General features: G+C 65.3%; 10 protein-coding genes. 6 read left to right on the top strand and 4 right to left on the bottom strand.

Annotated features, from left to right (window positions below; translation table 11 throughout):
* Positions 1-131 precede the first annotated feature (131 nt).
* The 5 genes from mnmE to K410_RS0102845 all read left to right on the top strand — a co-directional run bounded on the left by mnmE (position 132) and on the right by K410_RS0102845 (position 6,806).
* Entirely contained in the window at positions 132-1,490 is a 1,359-nt protein-coding gene (gene mnmE / locus K410_RS0102865; protein WP_028133441.1) for a tRNA uridine-5-carboxymethylaminomethyl(34) synthesis GTPase MnmE, read from the top strand.
* Positions 1,491-2,196: 706 nt separating this feature from the next.
* Positions 2,197-4,077 (top strand): tRNA uridine-5-carboxymethylaminomethyl(34) synthesis enzyme MnmG, encoded by a 1,881-nt coding sequence (gene mnmG, locus K410_RS0102860; protein WP_028133440.1) that lies wholly within the window; start codon positions 2,197-2,199, stop codon positions 4,075-4,077.
* Between the two features lie 22 nt (positions 4,078-4,099).
* On the top strand, positions 4,100-4,873 hold the full coding sequence (rsmG, locus tag K410_RS0102855) for a 16S rRNA (guanine(527)-N(7))-methyltransferase RsmG (RefSeq protein ID WP_028133439.1): 774 nt from the start codon (positions 4,100-4,102) through the stop codon (positions 4,871-4,873).
* A gap of 30 nt (positions 4,874-4,903) precedes the next feature.
* Positions 4,904-5,770, top strand: coding sequence for a ParA family protein (locus K410_RS0102850; protein ID WP_028133438.1), 867 nt, complete (start codon positions 4,904-4,906; stop codon positions 5,768-5,770).
* 148 nt (positions 5,771-5,918) lie between these two features.
* Complete coding sequence (locus tag K410_RS0102845; protein WP_028133437.1) at positions 5,919-6,806, top strand: ParB/RepB/Spo0J family partition protein; 888 nt, start codon at positions 5,919-5,921, stop codon at positions 6,804-6,806.
* Positions 6,807-6,940: 134 nt separating this feature from the next.
* Here the strand turns inward: K410_RS0102845 and holA are convergent, their stop codons facing one another.
* The 3 genes from holA to leuS form a co-directional block, all read right to left on the bottom strand.
* Entirely contained in the window at positions 6,941-7,969 is a 1,029-nt protein-coding gene (gene holA / locus K410_RS0102840; RefSeq protein WP_028133436.1) for a DNA polymerase III subunit delta, read from the bottom strand.
* Positions 7,970-8,075: 106 nt separating this feature from the next.
* Positions 8,076-8,627 (bottom strand): LPS assembly lipoprotein LptE, encoded by a 552-nt coding sequence (gene lptE / locus K410_RS0102835; RefSeq protein WP_028133435.1) that lies wholly within the window; start codon positions 8,625-8,627, stop codon positions 8,076-8,078.
* Positions 8,614-11,250, bottom strand: coding sequence for a leucine--tRNA ligase (gene leuS, locus K410_RS0102830; protein WP_028133434.1), 2,637 nt, complete (start codon positions 11,248-11,250; stop codon positions 8,614-8,616). The genes lptE and leuS overlap by 14 nt, the downstream gene beginning before the upstream one ends.
* 191 nt (positions 11,251-11,441) lie before the next feature.
* On the opposite strand from leuS, the gene K410_RS0102825 reads away from it, so the two are divergent.
* Positions 11,442-12,488 (top strand): GGDEF domain-containing protein, encoded by a 1,047-nt coding sequence (locus K410_RS0102825; protein ID WP_028133433.1) that lies wholly within the window; start codon positions 11,442-11,444, stop codon positions 12,486-12,488.
* Between the two features lie 10 nt (positions 12,489-12,498).
* Here the strand turns inward: K410_RS0102825 and K410_RS0102820 are convergent, their stop codons facing one another.
* Positions 12,499-14,202, bottom strand: coding sequence for a diguanylate cyclase domain-containing protein (locus K410_RS0102820; RefSeq protein WP_028133432.1), 1,704 nt, complete (start codon positions 14,200-14,202; stop codon positions 12,499-12,501).
* Positions 14,203-14,231: the final 29 nt, after the last annotated feature.

Below are 14,231 nucleotides of genomic sequence, written 5' to 3'. Positions count from 1 at the left end.
TATTGCAGCAAAAGTCGGTTACTATGTTGCGATGCAATATGCGGATTGCTGCAGCAAATAGCGCAGCAATCGTGCTGACTTGTCGCCGGAGCGGGCATTTGCGTTTTGATCGGCAGCCGGACAAATAGGCCATGCATCCGCGGGACCAGACCATCTTTGCATTGTCGTCCGGTCGGGCACCAAGCGCGATCGCCGTGGTGCGCGTGTCGGGATCTCAGGCCGGCCAGGTTCTGACGCTGCTTGCCGGCAAGCTGCCGGCGCCGCGGCTCGCCAGCCGCCGGTTGCTCCGCGACGGGGCGGGCCAGCCAATCGACCAGGCGGTCGTGCTCTGGTTTCCAGGGCCGGCCAGCGCGACCGGCGAGGACGTCGCAGAATTCCACGTCCACGGCGGCCGCGCGGTGCTGGCGACGCTCCTGTCCTCTATTTCTGTTATTCAGAATACGCGCGCGGCCGAGCCAGGTGAGTTCACGCGGCGGGCCTTCGAGAATGGCAAGCTCGACCTCACGGAAGCCGAGGGTCTCGACGATCTCATTCACGCCGACACCGACCGACAGCGGCGCCAGGCGCTGCGGCAGTTGCAGGGGCTGCTCGGCGACCGCGCGCGCGACTGGCGCGAGCGGATCATCGAGGCGTCGGCGCTGATCGAAGCCGGCATCGATTTCTCTGACGAAGGCGATGTGCCCGCCGAATTGATGGCGCCGGCCGTCGCGGCGATCAAGGCGCTGCATGGTGAAATTGCAAATGTCCTTGCGGCACGGGGACATTCTGAGCGCTTGCGTGACGGGCTGGTGGTGGCGATCGCGGGCGAGCCGAATGTCGGCAAGTCGACGCTGATGAACCAGCTGGCACGCCGCGAGGTCGCGATCGTCTCGCCGCATGCCGGCACGACGCGCGACGTGATCGAGGTCCAGCTCGACATCGACGGTTATCCGGTCACGATCATCGACACCGCCGGCATCCGCGAGACCGACGATCCGGTCGAGCAGGAGGGTGTGCGCCGGGCGCGGGCGCGGGCCGAGGGTGCCGACCTGGTGTTGTGGCTGGTCGAGTCCGGGCAAGCGGTCGATTCCGAGACGATGCGGCCGCTTCGGAATTCCGGGAAGGATGCCGATCCGTCCGGCGGCCCGGTCTGGATCGTGCGCAACAAGATCGATCTGGGCGGGACCGGGAGCGCCGCGGCGCGAGGCGAGTTTGCGATCTCGGCGCGTGATGGAGTCGGCATCCCGGAACTGATTCAAGCGCTCGTCAAATTCGCGGCCGAGTTCTTCGGAGCCAGCGAGAGCGGCATTGTGACCCGGGCACGCCAGCGCGAGCTGTTGAGCCGCGCCTCGGACAGTTTGCGCCGGAGCCTTGAGCTTGTCGAAGAAGGCGAGGAGCTGGCCGCCGAAGAATTGCGAGCCGCCGCTTTTGCTCTCGGCCGGCTGCTGGGCCGGGTCGACGTTGAGGATGTCCTCGGGGCGATCTTCCAGAAGTTTTGTATCGGAAAGTAGATCTAGTTCTTCATTGTAGAACTAGCCCTTCTTCCATTTCTTGGTGTTTCACGTGAAACGGTGGAACCGCGTGTTTCACGTGAAACAGCCAGTTCCAAGAACCCTCTGCAGACGAATGGCGTCGGCTGCGGCGCCGACCGACGCGCCTAAAGTTGCCCCGGATTCCTCCGCACATTGGCTCAGGTCACAGAAATGAACGGTATGCTCCCACGTGCCCCGGCCGCAGCGCAGCGTCCGTTCGACGGTCGCTGCCGAGCCGGGCCCAGGATGTCGCAACGGGAGCGCGCAGCTTCAGGATCCCGGCCCTGCGCAGCAGTGCGCGCGTTGCTGCTTGTCCGGGACAACGGCGGAGAATCCTGAGGCGTTTCATGAAGAGGTGATCGGTTTCCCATCGAATGACCGGCTTGCTCGACCTCTGCCGACGGGGACGAGCCGGCGCCGCATCACGGCAGTAGGGGTGAAGTCACGACGGGCTGACCCCCGCCAAGGGGCGGCTGTTCCAACTCGCGACCGCCGCCCAGCATGTTTCACGTGAAACGTGGTCAGATCCGCCGTTCTCGCAGCCAAAAAATTGAGCCAGAACAATGTCATTCTACTGTGCATGGGGTTGTTTTCGCGAAATTCGCTTTGCGCGTTCGTTTCACGTGAAACACGCCCTCTCAGTTTCCGCTTCCGGCTTTCCCGCCTCTGAGCTAGAAGTCCGCCCATGCGAACAGAGCGAGAGAGCTTCGACGTCATCGTGATTGGCGGCGGCCATGCCGGCTGTGAAGCCGCGGCAGCGTCCGCCCGGATGGGAGCAACAACCGCCTTGGTCACGCATCGCTTCTCGACCGTCGGCGCCATGTCCTGCAATCCCGCCATCGGAGGCCTCGGCAAGGGCCATCTGGTGCGCGAAATCGATGCGCTCGACGGTTTGATGGGCCGCGTCGGCGACGCCGGCGGCATCCAGTTTCGCGTGCTCAATCGCCGCAAAGGTCCGGCTGTCCGTGGCCCCCGGGCCCAGGCCGACCGGAAGCTCTATGCCGCGGCGATGCAGGCCGCGATCCGTGGGACAGAGGGACTGTCCGTCATCGAAGGCGAGGCCGATGAGCTGATCGTGGCCGAGGGTCGGGTCACCGGTCTGCGTTTGGCCGATGGCCGCGAGCTTCGGGCAGGGGCCGTGGTGGTCACCACCGGCACGTTCCTGCGCGGTCTCATCCACCTCGGCGAGCAGAATTGGCCGGCCGGCCGCGTCGGCGAGGCCCCGGCCATGGGTCTTTCCGTCTCGTTCGAGCGTGCCGGCTTCACCCTGGGGCGGCTCAAGACCGGCACGCCGCCGCGTCTGGACGGCACTACGATCGACTGGGCCGCGGTCGAGATGCAGCCCGGAGACGAGCCACCGGAGCCATTCTCGGTCATGACCGAGCGGATCACGACCCCGCAGATCCAGTGCGGGATCACCCGGACCACGGCTGCGACCCATGAGGTAATCAGGGCCAATGTCCATCGCTCGCCGATGTACTCCGGCCAGATCAAGAGCTCCGGACCGCGCTATTGCCCGTCGATCGAGGACAAGATCGTCCGCTTCGGCGACCGCGACGGCCACCAGATCTTCCTGGAGCCGGAAGGGCTCGACGACAGCACGGTCTATCCCAACGGCATCTCGACCTCGCTTCCCGAGGAAGTCCAGCTCGCGATCCTCGCCAGCATCCCTGGCCTGGAGCGGGTCAAGATGGTGCGTCCGGGCTATGCCATCGAGTACGACCACATCGACCCCCGCGAGCTCGATCCGACCCTGCAGACCAAGCGTCTGCGTGGTCTGTTCCTGGCCGGGCAGATCAACGGCACCACCGGATATGAAGAGGCCGCCGGGCAGGGCATCGTCGCCGGCCTGAACGCGGCACTTGCTGCGAGCGGGGCGGCCCTGACGGTGTTCGACCGGGCCGACGGCTACCTCGGTGTGATGATCGACGACCTCGTCACCCGCGGGATCAGCGAGCCGTATCGCATGTTCACCTCGCGGGCCGAGTACCGGCTCACGCTGCGGGCTGACAATGCGGATCAGCGCCTGACCGAGAAGGGCATTGCGCTCGGATGTGTCGGAAGCGCCCGGACCCTGCACCACCGCGCCAAGATGGACGCCCTGAATGCGGCCCGGGCGCTCTCGAAGTCGCTGACGATCACCCCAAACGAGGCGATCAAGCAGGGATTGCCGCTGAACCGGGACGGCCAGCGCCGGTCGGCCTTCGAGTTGATGGCCTATCCGGAGATCGGCTGGAGCCAGGTTCGGGCGATCTGGCCGGAGCTTGGGGAGATCGATCCAGTGATCGCGACCCACCTCGAGATCGATGCCAAATACGATGTCTATCTCGAGCGCCAGAGCGCCGACGTCGAGGCCTTCCGGCGCGACGAGGGGATGGTGCTGTCAGAAGTCGATTACAGTCTCGTCCCAGGTCTTTCCAACGAGGTGCGGGCCAAGTTGGAGAAGGCGCGGCCGTTCACCGTCGGCCAGGCGGGCCGGATCGACGGCATGACACCGGCGGCGCTCGGCATCCTCGCGGCCTATCTCCGCCGTGAGGCACGGAAGAGCTCCAGAGCCATTGCATAAGCCAATCGCATAGGCGTTTCACGTGAAACAGCGCGGACCGGGCGGGGACAGACCGCTATCACGACGACCCGCTACGGGTGAGGGCGCGGGCCGCCGATCGGACCCCGCGCCAGCCAAACCGAAAATCGACAAGGCCGGCGCCAACGACGAGGCGCTGGATTCCATCATCGCCGCTGACAAGCGCGCGGCATTAAAGCTCGCGCCCGTTTCACATGAAACGGAAGCGCGGCTCGATCGCTACATCGCGCTGCTGCGGGAGTGGCAGGCCAAGACCAATCTGGTCGCGCCTTCGACCTTGCCGCATCTTTGGACCCGGCACATCGCCGACTCGCTCCAGCTCATCGACCTCGCGCCCACGGCAAAACGCTGGGCTGACCTCGGCAGCGGCGGCGGCTTTCCCGGTGTCGTGCTGGCCTGCGCCATGGCCGGGATCCCGGGCGCCCGCGTCCATCTCGTGGAGCGGATCGCCAAGAAGGCGGCATTCCTGCGCGAAGCGATTCGCATCACCACATCGCCGGGAGTCGTACATCTCGCTGAGATCGGGGATAATGTGGATAGAATCACCGGCCCCGTCGATTGCGTGACCGCGCGTGCGCTGGCTCCGCTACACCAACTCATCGGCTTTGCGGAGCCGCTGATGCGCCAAGGCGCGAAGGCGCTGTTTCTCAAGGGCCAAGATGTAGAGGCTGAATTGACCGAAGCCGCTAAATATTGGAATATTGAGCCTCAGCTGCACCAGAGCCGCACGGGCGACGGCTGGATCGTGGAGCTCAATGCCGCCGAACGGCGCAGCTGAGGCGCTCAGGGGTTGAGTGGGGAAATTTCGATGACCGTGATTGACGAGCCGCAACAGGACAAGACGCAAGAGCCCACCGCGGAGGTGCCACATGGCCATCCGCGCATCCTGGCGCTGGCGAATCAGAAGGGCGGCGTGGGAAAAACAACCACAGCGATTAACCTGGGCACGGCGCTCGCGGCGATCGGCGAGCGCGTCCTGATCGTCGATCTCGATCCCCAGGGCAACGCCTCGACCGGCCTCGGCATCGACCGCCGCAACCGCTCCTGCTCGACCTATGATGTCCTGGTCGGCGAAGCCGCCCTGCGCGAAGCCGTGGTCTCGACCGCGGTGCCGCGGCTGCACATCGCGCCCTCGACCATGGATCTCTCCGGTCTCGAGCTCGAGCTTGGGACCACGCCCGGCCGTGCCTTCAAGCTGCGCGACGCCATCGGCGCGCTCAACAACAACGTCTCGCCGGATGCCGACTACACCTATGTGCTGATCGACTGCCCGCCTTCGCTGAACCTGCTCACGGTGAACGCGATGGCTGCCTCCGACGCGATCCTGGTGCCGCTGCAATGCGAGTTCTTCGCGCTCGAAGGTCTGTCGCAATTGCTGCAGACGGTCGAGCAGGTGCGATCTACGCTGAATCCGAACCTGTCGATCCACGGTATCGTCCTGACCATGTTCGACTCGCGCAACAACCTCTCGAACCAGGTCGTCGCCGACGTCCGTCAGTTCATGGGCGAGAAGGTCTACAAGACGATGATCCCGCGCAACGTGCGCATCTCGGAAGCGCCGTCCTACGGCAAGCCGGTGCTGGTCTACGATCTCAAATGCGTCGGCAGCGAAGCCTATTTGCGGCTCGCCACCGAGGTGATCCAGCGCGAGCGCGAGCTGCGCACGACGCATTGAGGATGCCGTAGGGTGGGTTAGCCGAAGGCGTAACCCACCACGGTCTATCTCCGTGGAAACAGAGGAGGTGGGTTACGCTTCGCTGACCCACCCTACGATTCGAAATTCAGTTCTGGAGTGCTGCACCGTGAATCCAAGGGAGCTGGCGATGGCCGATGAAGCGCGTTCGCGACTGGGCCGGGGACTTGCAAGTCTGATCGGTGACGTCGGCGGCGAGGCTCAGCATGTCGACCGTCCGCGCGCGCAACGCAAGGTGCCGATCGAATTCATCAAGGCCAATCCGCGCAATCCGCGCCGCACCTTTGCGGACGCCGAGCTGAAGGAGCTCAGCGAGTCCATCAAGCAGCATGGCGTGATCCAGCCGATCGTGGTGCGCCCGGTGAAGGGCGCACAGGACCGCTACGAGATCATCGCCGGCGAACGGCGCTGGCGCGCTTCGCAGATGGCCGGCCTGCACGAGGTGCCGATCGTCCCGGTCGACATCAGCGACAGCGATGCGCTGGAGTTCGCGATCGTCGAGAACGTGCAGCGCGAGGACCTCAACCCGATGGAGGAGGCGCAGGGCTATCACGCGCTCGCCAACGAGTTCAAACGCAGCCAGGAGGAGATCGCGAAGGTCGTCGGCAAGAGCCGCAGCCACGTCGCCAACATGATGCGGCTGACCAAGCTGCCGGCCGAGGTGCAGGCTTTCATCGCGACCGGTGAGCTGACCGCCGGTCATGCCCGTGCGTTGATCGGCGTTCCCGATCCGCTCGCCGCCGCCAAGCGCATCGTCGAGGAGGGCCTCAACGTCCGCCAGGCCGAGGCGCTGGCGCATGAAGAGGGCGTGCCGGAGCGCAAGCCGCAAAAGGCGCGCGCGACCGGGGGGAAGGAGAAGGACCCCGACACGATCGACCTGGAGAAACGCGTCAGCGATGCGCTCGGCCTCAAGGTCACCGTCAACCACCGCGACCCCGGCGGCTCGGTCCAGATCAACTATCGCAACCTCGATCAGCTCGACGAGGTGATGAAGCGACTGGCCAAGGGTGCGCTGTAACTCCGCTGTGTCGTGGCGCGGGCACTGATTTCTCTCCCGTCACCCTGAGGTGGCCGCTTCTTCAGCGGCCCTCGAAGGATGACGGATTGTCCACTTGCTTCGCTGCGCTCGCAAGGGCGTGGAGAGAGTTCGGCTCAGCCCCGCCGCTTCGCGTTCGCGGCGATCGCCATCAGCGTGCGCTGGGCGATGGCGGCGGCGAGCGTCGATTGCTTGCGGATGTCGAGCGCCGCGGTCGCGAGCTGCTCGATCACGGCGGCGAGCTTCGTCACGCTGAAATTGCGCAGCGCCGTCTCGACCGCGGGCTTTCGTGAGAAATGCAGGCGCGGAAAGCCGCCATCGAGCACGGCGGAGGCAGGCTGTCCGTCGGCGATGGCAAGCGCGGATTTGTGCAGCCACGCGGCTTGGCGCTGCGCGGCGGAGATGATCATGCCGGGATAGGTGCCCGCGATCATGGCTTTTGCGAACTCGGTCTCGACGATGTCGGGCCGCCCGGCAAAAGCGCCGTCGACGATCGGGTCGAGCTTCAGCTCGGAGGCGTCGGCCACCACGGCCATCACGTCGTCCAGCGTGACCTCGCCCTTGCCGTGGGCATAGAGGGTGAGCTTGCGCAGCTCGTTGCGCGAGGCCTGGCGGTCTCCGCCCAGGAACGACATCAGCGCCGCGCGGGCGTCCTGCGCGATACGCAGATTCGCGATGCGCAGCTCGTCGTCCATCAACTTGGCGAGGTCGCGCTCGGTGTCGGGATAGCAGCCGATCGCCACAGCCGTCTTGGCGCGCTCGCAGGCCTTGCGCAGCGGCGATTCCGGGCGGAGCTCGCCGGCCTCGATCACGATGCGGCAATCCTTCACGTTCATCTCGGCCAGGGTGTCGATGCCGCCGGCAAAGCTGCGCGAACCGGCGCGAACGCGAATGGCGCGGCGGCCCCCGAATAGCGGCACCGTCATCGCCTCGTCGACGAGGCGCGAGGGTTCGGCGGAAAGCTCGTCGCCGTCGAGCCTGACCAGCGAGAACGGATCGTTGGGATCATCGACCGCCGATGCGATCAACGCATCGGCGCGCTCGCGCACGAGGCCGGCGTCGGGACCGTAGAGCAGAATGATCGGACGGCCCGCATCGGGGCGGGCCAGGAAGCTGTCGATCTCTTTTCCGCGCAGCGCGACCATGGTCCAGATCGTCATTCCGGGCGCGCACAGCGCGAATCCGGAATCCAAGGTTTGGGATCGAGATTCCGGGTTCACGCTTCGCGTGCCCCGGAATGACGCAAGGGTATTACGTGCCCGCGGTAAAGAACGAGGCGAGCCGGGTCGTGATGTTCTCGGCAATCTCGTTGGCGGCACGGTCCTCCGCATCGCGCACGGCGCGGGTGCGGGAGAAGCGCTGATAGGACCCCGGCATATCATAGGACACGCGCGAGAAGGTCGAGCCGGACACGACGGACTTGCCGGTTACGACGTCGACCAGATTGTACTGGGCGTCGATGCCGAGATTTTCGCTGGTCGGCAATCCCGTCATAGTGCTGACGATCAGCGAGGAGCGGCTGGTGGTGAAGCGGATGTCCAGCCGGTGGGTCGGCGGCATGCCCGTCGCCGAGCCGTAGAGCTTGAAGGCGAGCGCGTTGCGGATCTCGACGCCGACGCGGGCCTCGCGGGAGGCATTGGGCTTGATGATCGGCGGCAGCTCGATGCCCATCAGCTTTTCGCGCAGGCCGGGGGTGCCGTCGTTTCGTTCGGCATACATCGGCTGGAAGCAGCCGGCCGTCAACGCGGCCAGGGCGGCGACCGCCAGCAAGCGGGCTGCGATGCGGATCCTAGCCGACAACATTTACGATCCTCTTGGGGACGATGATCACCTTGCGGACGGGCTTGCCGTCCAGGGCCAGCTTTACCGCATCGAGGGCCAAAACGGCAGCCTCGATTTCCGGATTCTGGGCCGCTGTTGCAACTGTGACCTCACCCCGCTTCTTGCCATTGACCTGGACCACCAGGGTCACGCTGTCCTCAACCAGCAAATCGCGTTCGATTTGGGGCCAATCGGCCTCGGAAACCAGCCCCTTCTGGCCCAGAACCTGCCAGCACTCCTCGGCGAGGTGCGGCATCATCGGGGAGAACAGCTGGACCAGGATCTGGCCGGCTTCCCGGATCGCCCAAGCCAGGTCGGGAGCGAGGTCAGCGGACGGCTGCCCGGGGCGCTGCAGGATCTCCGAGAAGGTATTGGCGAATTCGCGGATATGGGCGAGGCAGACGTTGAAGTGCAGCCGCTCGATCCCGGTGGTGACCTTGTCCAGCGCGCCATGGGCGGCCTTGCGCAAGAGGGTGGCATCCGGGCCGAAGCTCGCCGGCCGGGCCGCCGGCGCGCCTTTGCCGGGCGCGACGGAATCGTTCACCAGCCGCCACAGCCGCTGCACGAAGCGCGAGGCGCCCTGGACGCGCTCGTCGCTCCAGATCACGTCACGGTCGGGCGGGGAGTCCGACAACATGAACCAGCGGGCGACGTCGGCGCCGTAGGTCTCGATGATATCGTCGGGGTCGACCGTGTTCTTCTTCGACTTCGACATCTTCTCGATCGGGCCGATCGTGATGTCCTCGCCCGTGCTGAGCAGGGTCGCGCGGCGCCCATTGCCGCCAACCTCGACCTTCACCTCGGCCGGCTGCACATAGGTGCCGTCGGCCTTCTGGTAGGTCTCGTGCACCACCATGCCTTGCGTGAACATGCCGGCGAACGGCTCCTCCAGCGCGATGTGCCCGGTCGCCTTCATGGCACGGGTGAAGAAGCGGCTGTAGAGCAGATGCAGGATGGCGTGCTCGACGCCGCCGATATACTGGTCGACCGGCAGCATCCGGTTGGCGACCGCAGGCGTGGTCGGCGCGTTCTCGTTCCAGGGATCGGTGAAGCGCGCAAAATACCAGGACGAATCCACGAAGGTGTCCATGGTGTCGGTTTCGCGCTGGGCTTTGCCGCCGCATTTGGGGCAGGTGACGTGCTTCCAGGTCGGATGGTGATCGAGCGCGTTGCCCGGCTTGTCGAAGCTCACATCCTCCGGCAGCACCACCGGCAGATCGGCATCCGGAACCGGCACCACGTCGCACTTGGGACAGTGGATGACGGGGATCGGGCAGCCCCAATAACGCTGGCGCGAAATGCCCCAGTCGCGCAGGCGGAAATTGACCTGCCGCTCACCGACCGGCGCGTTGCCGCGCAGCTCGCCCTCCAACCGCTTTGCGACCTCCTCCTTCGCTGCATCGATCGTCATGCCGTCGAGGAAGCGCGAATTGATCATGCGACCGTCGCCGTCATAGGCGGTGTCGGTGATGACGAACGATTTCGGGTCCTGGCCCTCCGGACACACCACGGGCGTGTTGCCGAGACTGTACTTGTTGACGAAATCGAGGTCGCGCTGGTCGTGCGCCGGGCAGCCGAAGATGGCGCCGGTGCCGTATTCCATCAGCACGAAATTGGCGACATAGACCGGCAGCTTCCAGCTCGGGTCGAACGGATGCACCGCGCGGATGCCGGTGTCGAAACCCTGCTTCTCCGCAGTGTCGATGATCGACTGTGCAGTGCCGATTTTCTTGATGTCGGAGATGAACTCCGCGAGTTCAGGGTTTTTCGCAGCCGCCGCCTGCGCCAGCGGATGATCCGCCGAGATCGCCATGAATTTTGCGCCGAACAGCGTGTCGGGGCGCGTGGTGAAGATCTTCAGCTCGGTCTCGCCGGCGGGCGTCGTCGCTGCGTCCAGCGCGAAACGGATCAAGAGACCCTCGGAGCGGCCGATCCAGTTGCGCTGCATCAGGCGCACCTTGTCGGGCCAGCGGTCCAGCCCATCCAGTGCCGACAGCAATTCCTGCGAGTACTTCGTGATCTTGAAGACCCACTGGCTCATCTCGCGCTGCTCGACGATCGCACCTGAGCGCCAGCCGCGGCCATCGATGACCTGCTCGTTGGCGAGCACGGTCATGTCGACCGGATCCCAGTTCAGCTTGCGCTTCTCGCGCTCGGCGAGGCCGGCGGCGAGCATGTCCAGAAACATCTTCTGCTGGTGCTTGTAATAGCTGGGGTCACAGGTCGCGAATTCGCGGCTCCAGTCCAGCGACAGCCCGATCGAGCGGAGCTGCTTCTTCATCGCGGCGATGTTGTCGTAGGTCCAGGCCTTGGGCGCGACCTTGCGTTCGATCGCGGCATTCTCGGCCGGCAGCCCGAACGCGTCCCAACCCATCGGGTGCAGCACGTTGAACCCCTTGGCGCGCATGAAGCGGGCCAGCACGTCGCCGAGCGTGTAATTCCGGACATGGCCGATATGGATGCGCCCGGACGGATAGGGGAACATCTCGAGCACATAATATTTCGGCCGCGAATCATCGTTCTTGGAGACGAAGATCGCCTGCTCGTCCCAGAGGCGTTGCCAGCGCGGTTCGGCGTCGCGGGCGTTGTAGCGTTCGGAGGTCATGGAATCGTTGGGGTTTTTGTGGGTCCGGCCGTCTCAAGACGGCGGACTAGGCCATAGAAGACCTCGGGGGGTCAATGGGTTGCCGCGATCTGGAACTTTGTCCGCTCCTCCGCATAAGTACGAGGGCCGATGTTGGGGCGCGATTAAGGGCTCGATGCCAATTTGCGGCCTGACAGGACCGCATGACAGCGATGGATTCAAGCTTCGACGATCCCGATTACGACTATGCCGCCTCCATCGCCGGACGGGCGATGCGCAGCATGGCCGAACAGCGGATCGCGCCGACGCCGGCTAATTTTGCGGTCTGGTACCAATATTTCGCGGGCAGCCACGACGATCTGCGCAACGCGATCGATCTTTTGATCGACCACAATCGTCCGTTCGACGCCCGAACCAATCAGGACCTGTTCGAGACCTATGTCGCACCCCAGGTGAGCGCCATCGCCGTCGACACCTCCGAGCGGCTGCATGGGCTCATGGGTACGGCGAGGGAATTCCTGTCGACCGCAATTGCTGACAACCATTCGCAGATGCGGGTCATCAGCGAGGTGGCGGACCAGGGCAAGGCCGGCGTCGATCCGAAGGCGCTGGTCGCCCAGCTCATGAACGAGCTGGCCCGGGCCGCCACGAAGGCGACCCAGCTTGAGGCCGGCTTTGCCGAGAAGACCCGCGAGCTCGACCAAATCAGGGATTCGCTCACGAGGTCCGAGCAGCGCGCGCGGACTGACACGCTGACGGGCCTCGCGAATCGGCGGGCGCTCGACGAATTCCTGCGCAAGGCGCAGGCGACTGCGGATTGGGGCGAGCCGCTCAGCGTGCTGATGCTCGACATCGACCATTTCAAGTCTTTCAACGACAATTTCGGCCACGGCGTCGGCGACCAGGTGCTGCGCCTGATGGCGAAGGTGTTGCGCGAGAAGGTTCGCCCGCAGGATCTGCCGGCCCGCTACGGCGGCGAGGAGCTGATCGCGGTGCTGCCGGCCGCCGATCTCGCCGATTGCGCCGAGATCGCCGAGCGCATCAGGCGCGCGCTCGCCGAATGCACGATCACGCGCCGCTCGACCGGCGAGACCCTGCCCAATATCAGCGTGTCGATCGGCGTGGCGCAGTACCGGCCCGGCGAAGCAATCACCGATCTCATCGAGCGCTGCGACCGCGCGCTCTATCTCGCCAAGGGCAGCGGCCGCAACCGCGTGGTGACGGAAGCCGAGCTCGATCGCACGGGCGCGGGCCAGTAGGAACAGCCCGCTAGGCGCTGGCCGCCATCATCATGTCAGGCGTGCCGCTCTCGATGGCCTGGATGCCGTGCTCGACGACATTGTTGCGGCCGCGGTGCTTGGCGGCATAGAGCGCGGCGTCGGCGGCTTCGATCAGGTCGCCGGGACGCAAGCTTTCGTTCGGCTTTGTCGCGGCAACGCCGATCGAGACGGTGACGATCATATGGGCCGAGGTGATGTGCGGCAGGCACAGCTTCAGCACCGTCGCGCGCACCTGCTCGCCGATCGCCACGGCGCGAGTTACATCGGTGTTCGGCAGCAACAGGCAGAATTCCTCGCCGCCATAGCGTGCCGCGAAGCCCATCGTGTCGGCGGCGATGCCGGACAGCGATTCGCCGAGCCTGGTCAGGCAGGAATCGCCTTCGAGATGACCATAGGTGTCGTTGAACAGCTTGAAATGATCGACGTCGATCATCAGCAGCGCGAGGTCGCTGCCATATTGCTGCGCGCGCATCCATTCGAAGTCGAGCCGGCTCTGGAAGCCGCGGCGGTTGGCGAGGCCGGACAGCATGTCGATCGAGGCCATCACCGTCAGCCGGTCGTTGCTCGCGATCAGCTCGCGTTCGCGCTGGCTCAGTTGCGCGGCCATCGCGTTGAAGGCGCGGGCCAGCGGCACGAACTCGGCCGGCAGGCGATTGCGCGCCGCGCGGGCCGACAGATCGCCCTCGCCGAGGCGCTTGGCCATGTCGACCAGCATCTCGATGGGCTTGATGACGAGCTTTTCGGCAGCGATCAGCGCGCCGAGCAGGACGAAGACGACGACGAAAGCGAGCTGGAGATAGGCGGTGCGGATGTCGCGGCTGACCGCGGCGGAAACCTTGTCTTCGTCGATGCTGGCGATCAGGCGGGCGTTGGTGCCGGCGATGCGGATGTAACTGACCGCGCGGCGCGAGCCGTCGGCGGCGAGGAAGGACAGTGAGCCCTCGTCCTGGTCCGACCGCAGCGCGCGGTCGGCGATGGCCGCCATCAGCGGCATGCTGTCGAGGGGACGGCCGATCACGCTGTGCTGATCCGCCGGCGCGGCCAGCACGGTGCCTGCGCTGTCGACCAGCACGGCGGTGATGCCGGCGCGGCTGCCGAGGTTGTTCATCACCTTCGACATCCAGTCGAGGTTGACCGTGGCGAGCACGACGGCGTCGGCGACACCGCTGAACACGGACACCGGGTAGACTGCCATGACGGTCGGCGTCTGGACCGGCCGCGACAGGATGAAATCGCTCAGCACGAAGCGGCCGCTCTGCTGGGCCTGCTGAAAATAGGGCCGGTCGCTGAGGTCGAGGCCGACATAGGTGTTGTTGGTGGCGCATTGGATGCGTCCGTCCTGGCCCGCGATCAAGAGCGTGCGGATCCAGGGCAGGTTCGACGGCAGGCTCGCGCGCAGCACGTCGCAGCTCTTGCTGACGCCGCCGGCGGAGGCGCGGATGAAAGCTTCAGCTTTCAGGATGGTCTCGACCGAAGAGATCACCTCGCGTTGCGCGTCGGCGCTGTGTCTTGCGATGGTGGTGAATTCAACCGTGGCCTGTGCGATCTGCCGCGCGCGGGTGTCTTCGAGCGAGCGAATCCGCTCGAACATCAAGGGCGCCACCAGGATCACCGCGAGCAGCGCGAGCCGCGCCCGGATTCCGAGAACCTGCTTGAGTTTCGCTCGCTTGCGGTTGAGACTAATGCTTGTCATCTTCGTTACCCACCCCGCAGGGCAAGGTA

Origin of the sequence: Bradyrhizobium sp. 22 (assembly GCF_000482425.1) — a bacterium.
GTDB classification, from domain to species: Bacteria; Pseudomonadota; Alphaproteobacteria; order Rhizobiales; family Xanthobacteraceae; genus Bradyrhizobium; species Bradyrhizobium japonicum_B.
The sequence above is the reverse complement of the archived record's forward strand: the minus strand, read 5'-3'. Positions and strand labels throughout refer to the sequence as shown.

What these genes read in the sequence shown, in the direction of transcription:
- mnmG (WP_028133440.1), top strand. Translation starts at nt 2,197, where the DNA reads ATGCGAACAGAGCGAGAGAGCTTCGACGTCATCGTGATTGGCGGCGGC.
- holA (WP_028133436.1), bottom strand. Translation starts at nt 7,969, where the DNA reads ATGGTCGCGCTGCGCGGAAAAGAGATCGACAGCTTCCTGGCCCGCCCC.
- K410_RS0102845 (WP_028133437.1), top strand. Translation starts at nt 5,919, where the DNA reads ATGGCCGATGAAGCGCGTTCGCGACTGGGCCGGGGACTTGCAAGTCTG.
- lptE (WP_028133435.1), bottom strand. Translation starts at nt 8,627, where the DNA reads ATGTTGTCGGCTAGGATCCGCATCGCAGCCCGCTTGCTGGCGGTCGCC.
- K410_RS0102825 (WP_028133433.1), top strand. Translation starts at nt 11,442, where the DNA reads ATGGATTCAAGCTTCGACGATCCCGATTACGACTATGCCGCCTCCATC.
- K410_RS0102820 (WP_028133432.1), bottom strand. Translation starts at nt 14,202, where the DNA reads ATGACAAGCATTAGTCTCAACCGCAAGCGAGCGAAACTCAAGCAGGTT.
- leuS (WP_028133434.1), bottom strand. Translation starts at nt 11,250, where the DNA reads ATGACCTCCGAACGCTACAACGCCCGCGACGCCGAACCGCGCTGGCAA.
- mnmE (WP_028133441.1), top strand. Translation starts at nt 132, where the DNA reads ATGCATCCGCGGGACCAGACCATCTTTGCATTGTCGTCCGGTCGGGCA.
- K410_RS0102850 (WP_028133438.1), top strand. Translation starts at nt 4,904, where the DNA reads ATGACCGTGATTGACGAGCCGCAACAGGACAAGACGCAAGAGCCCACC.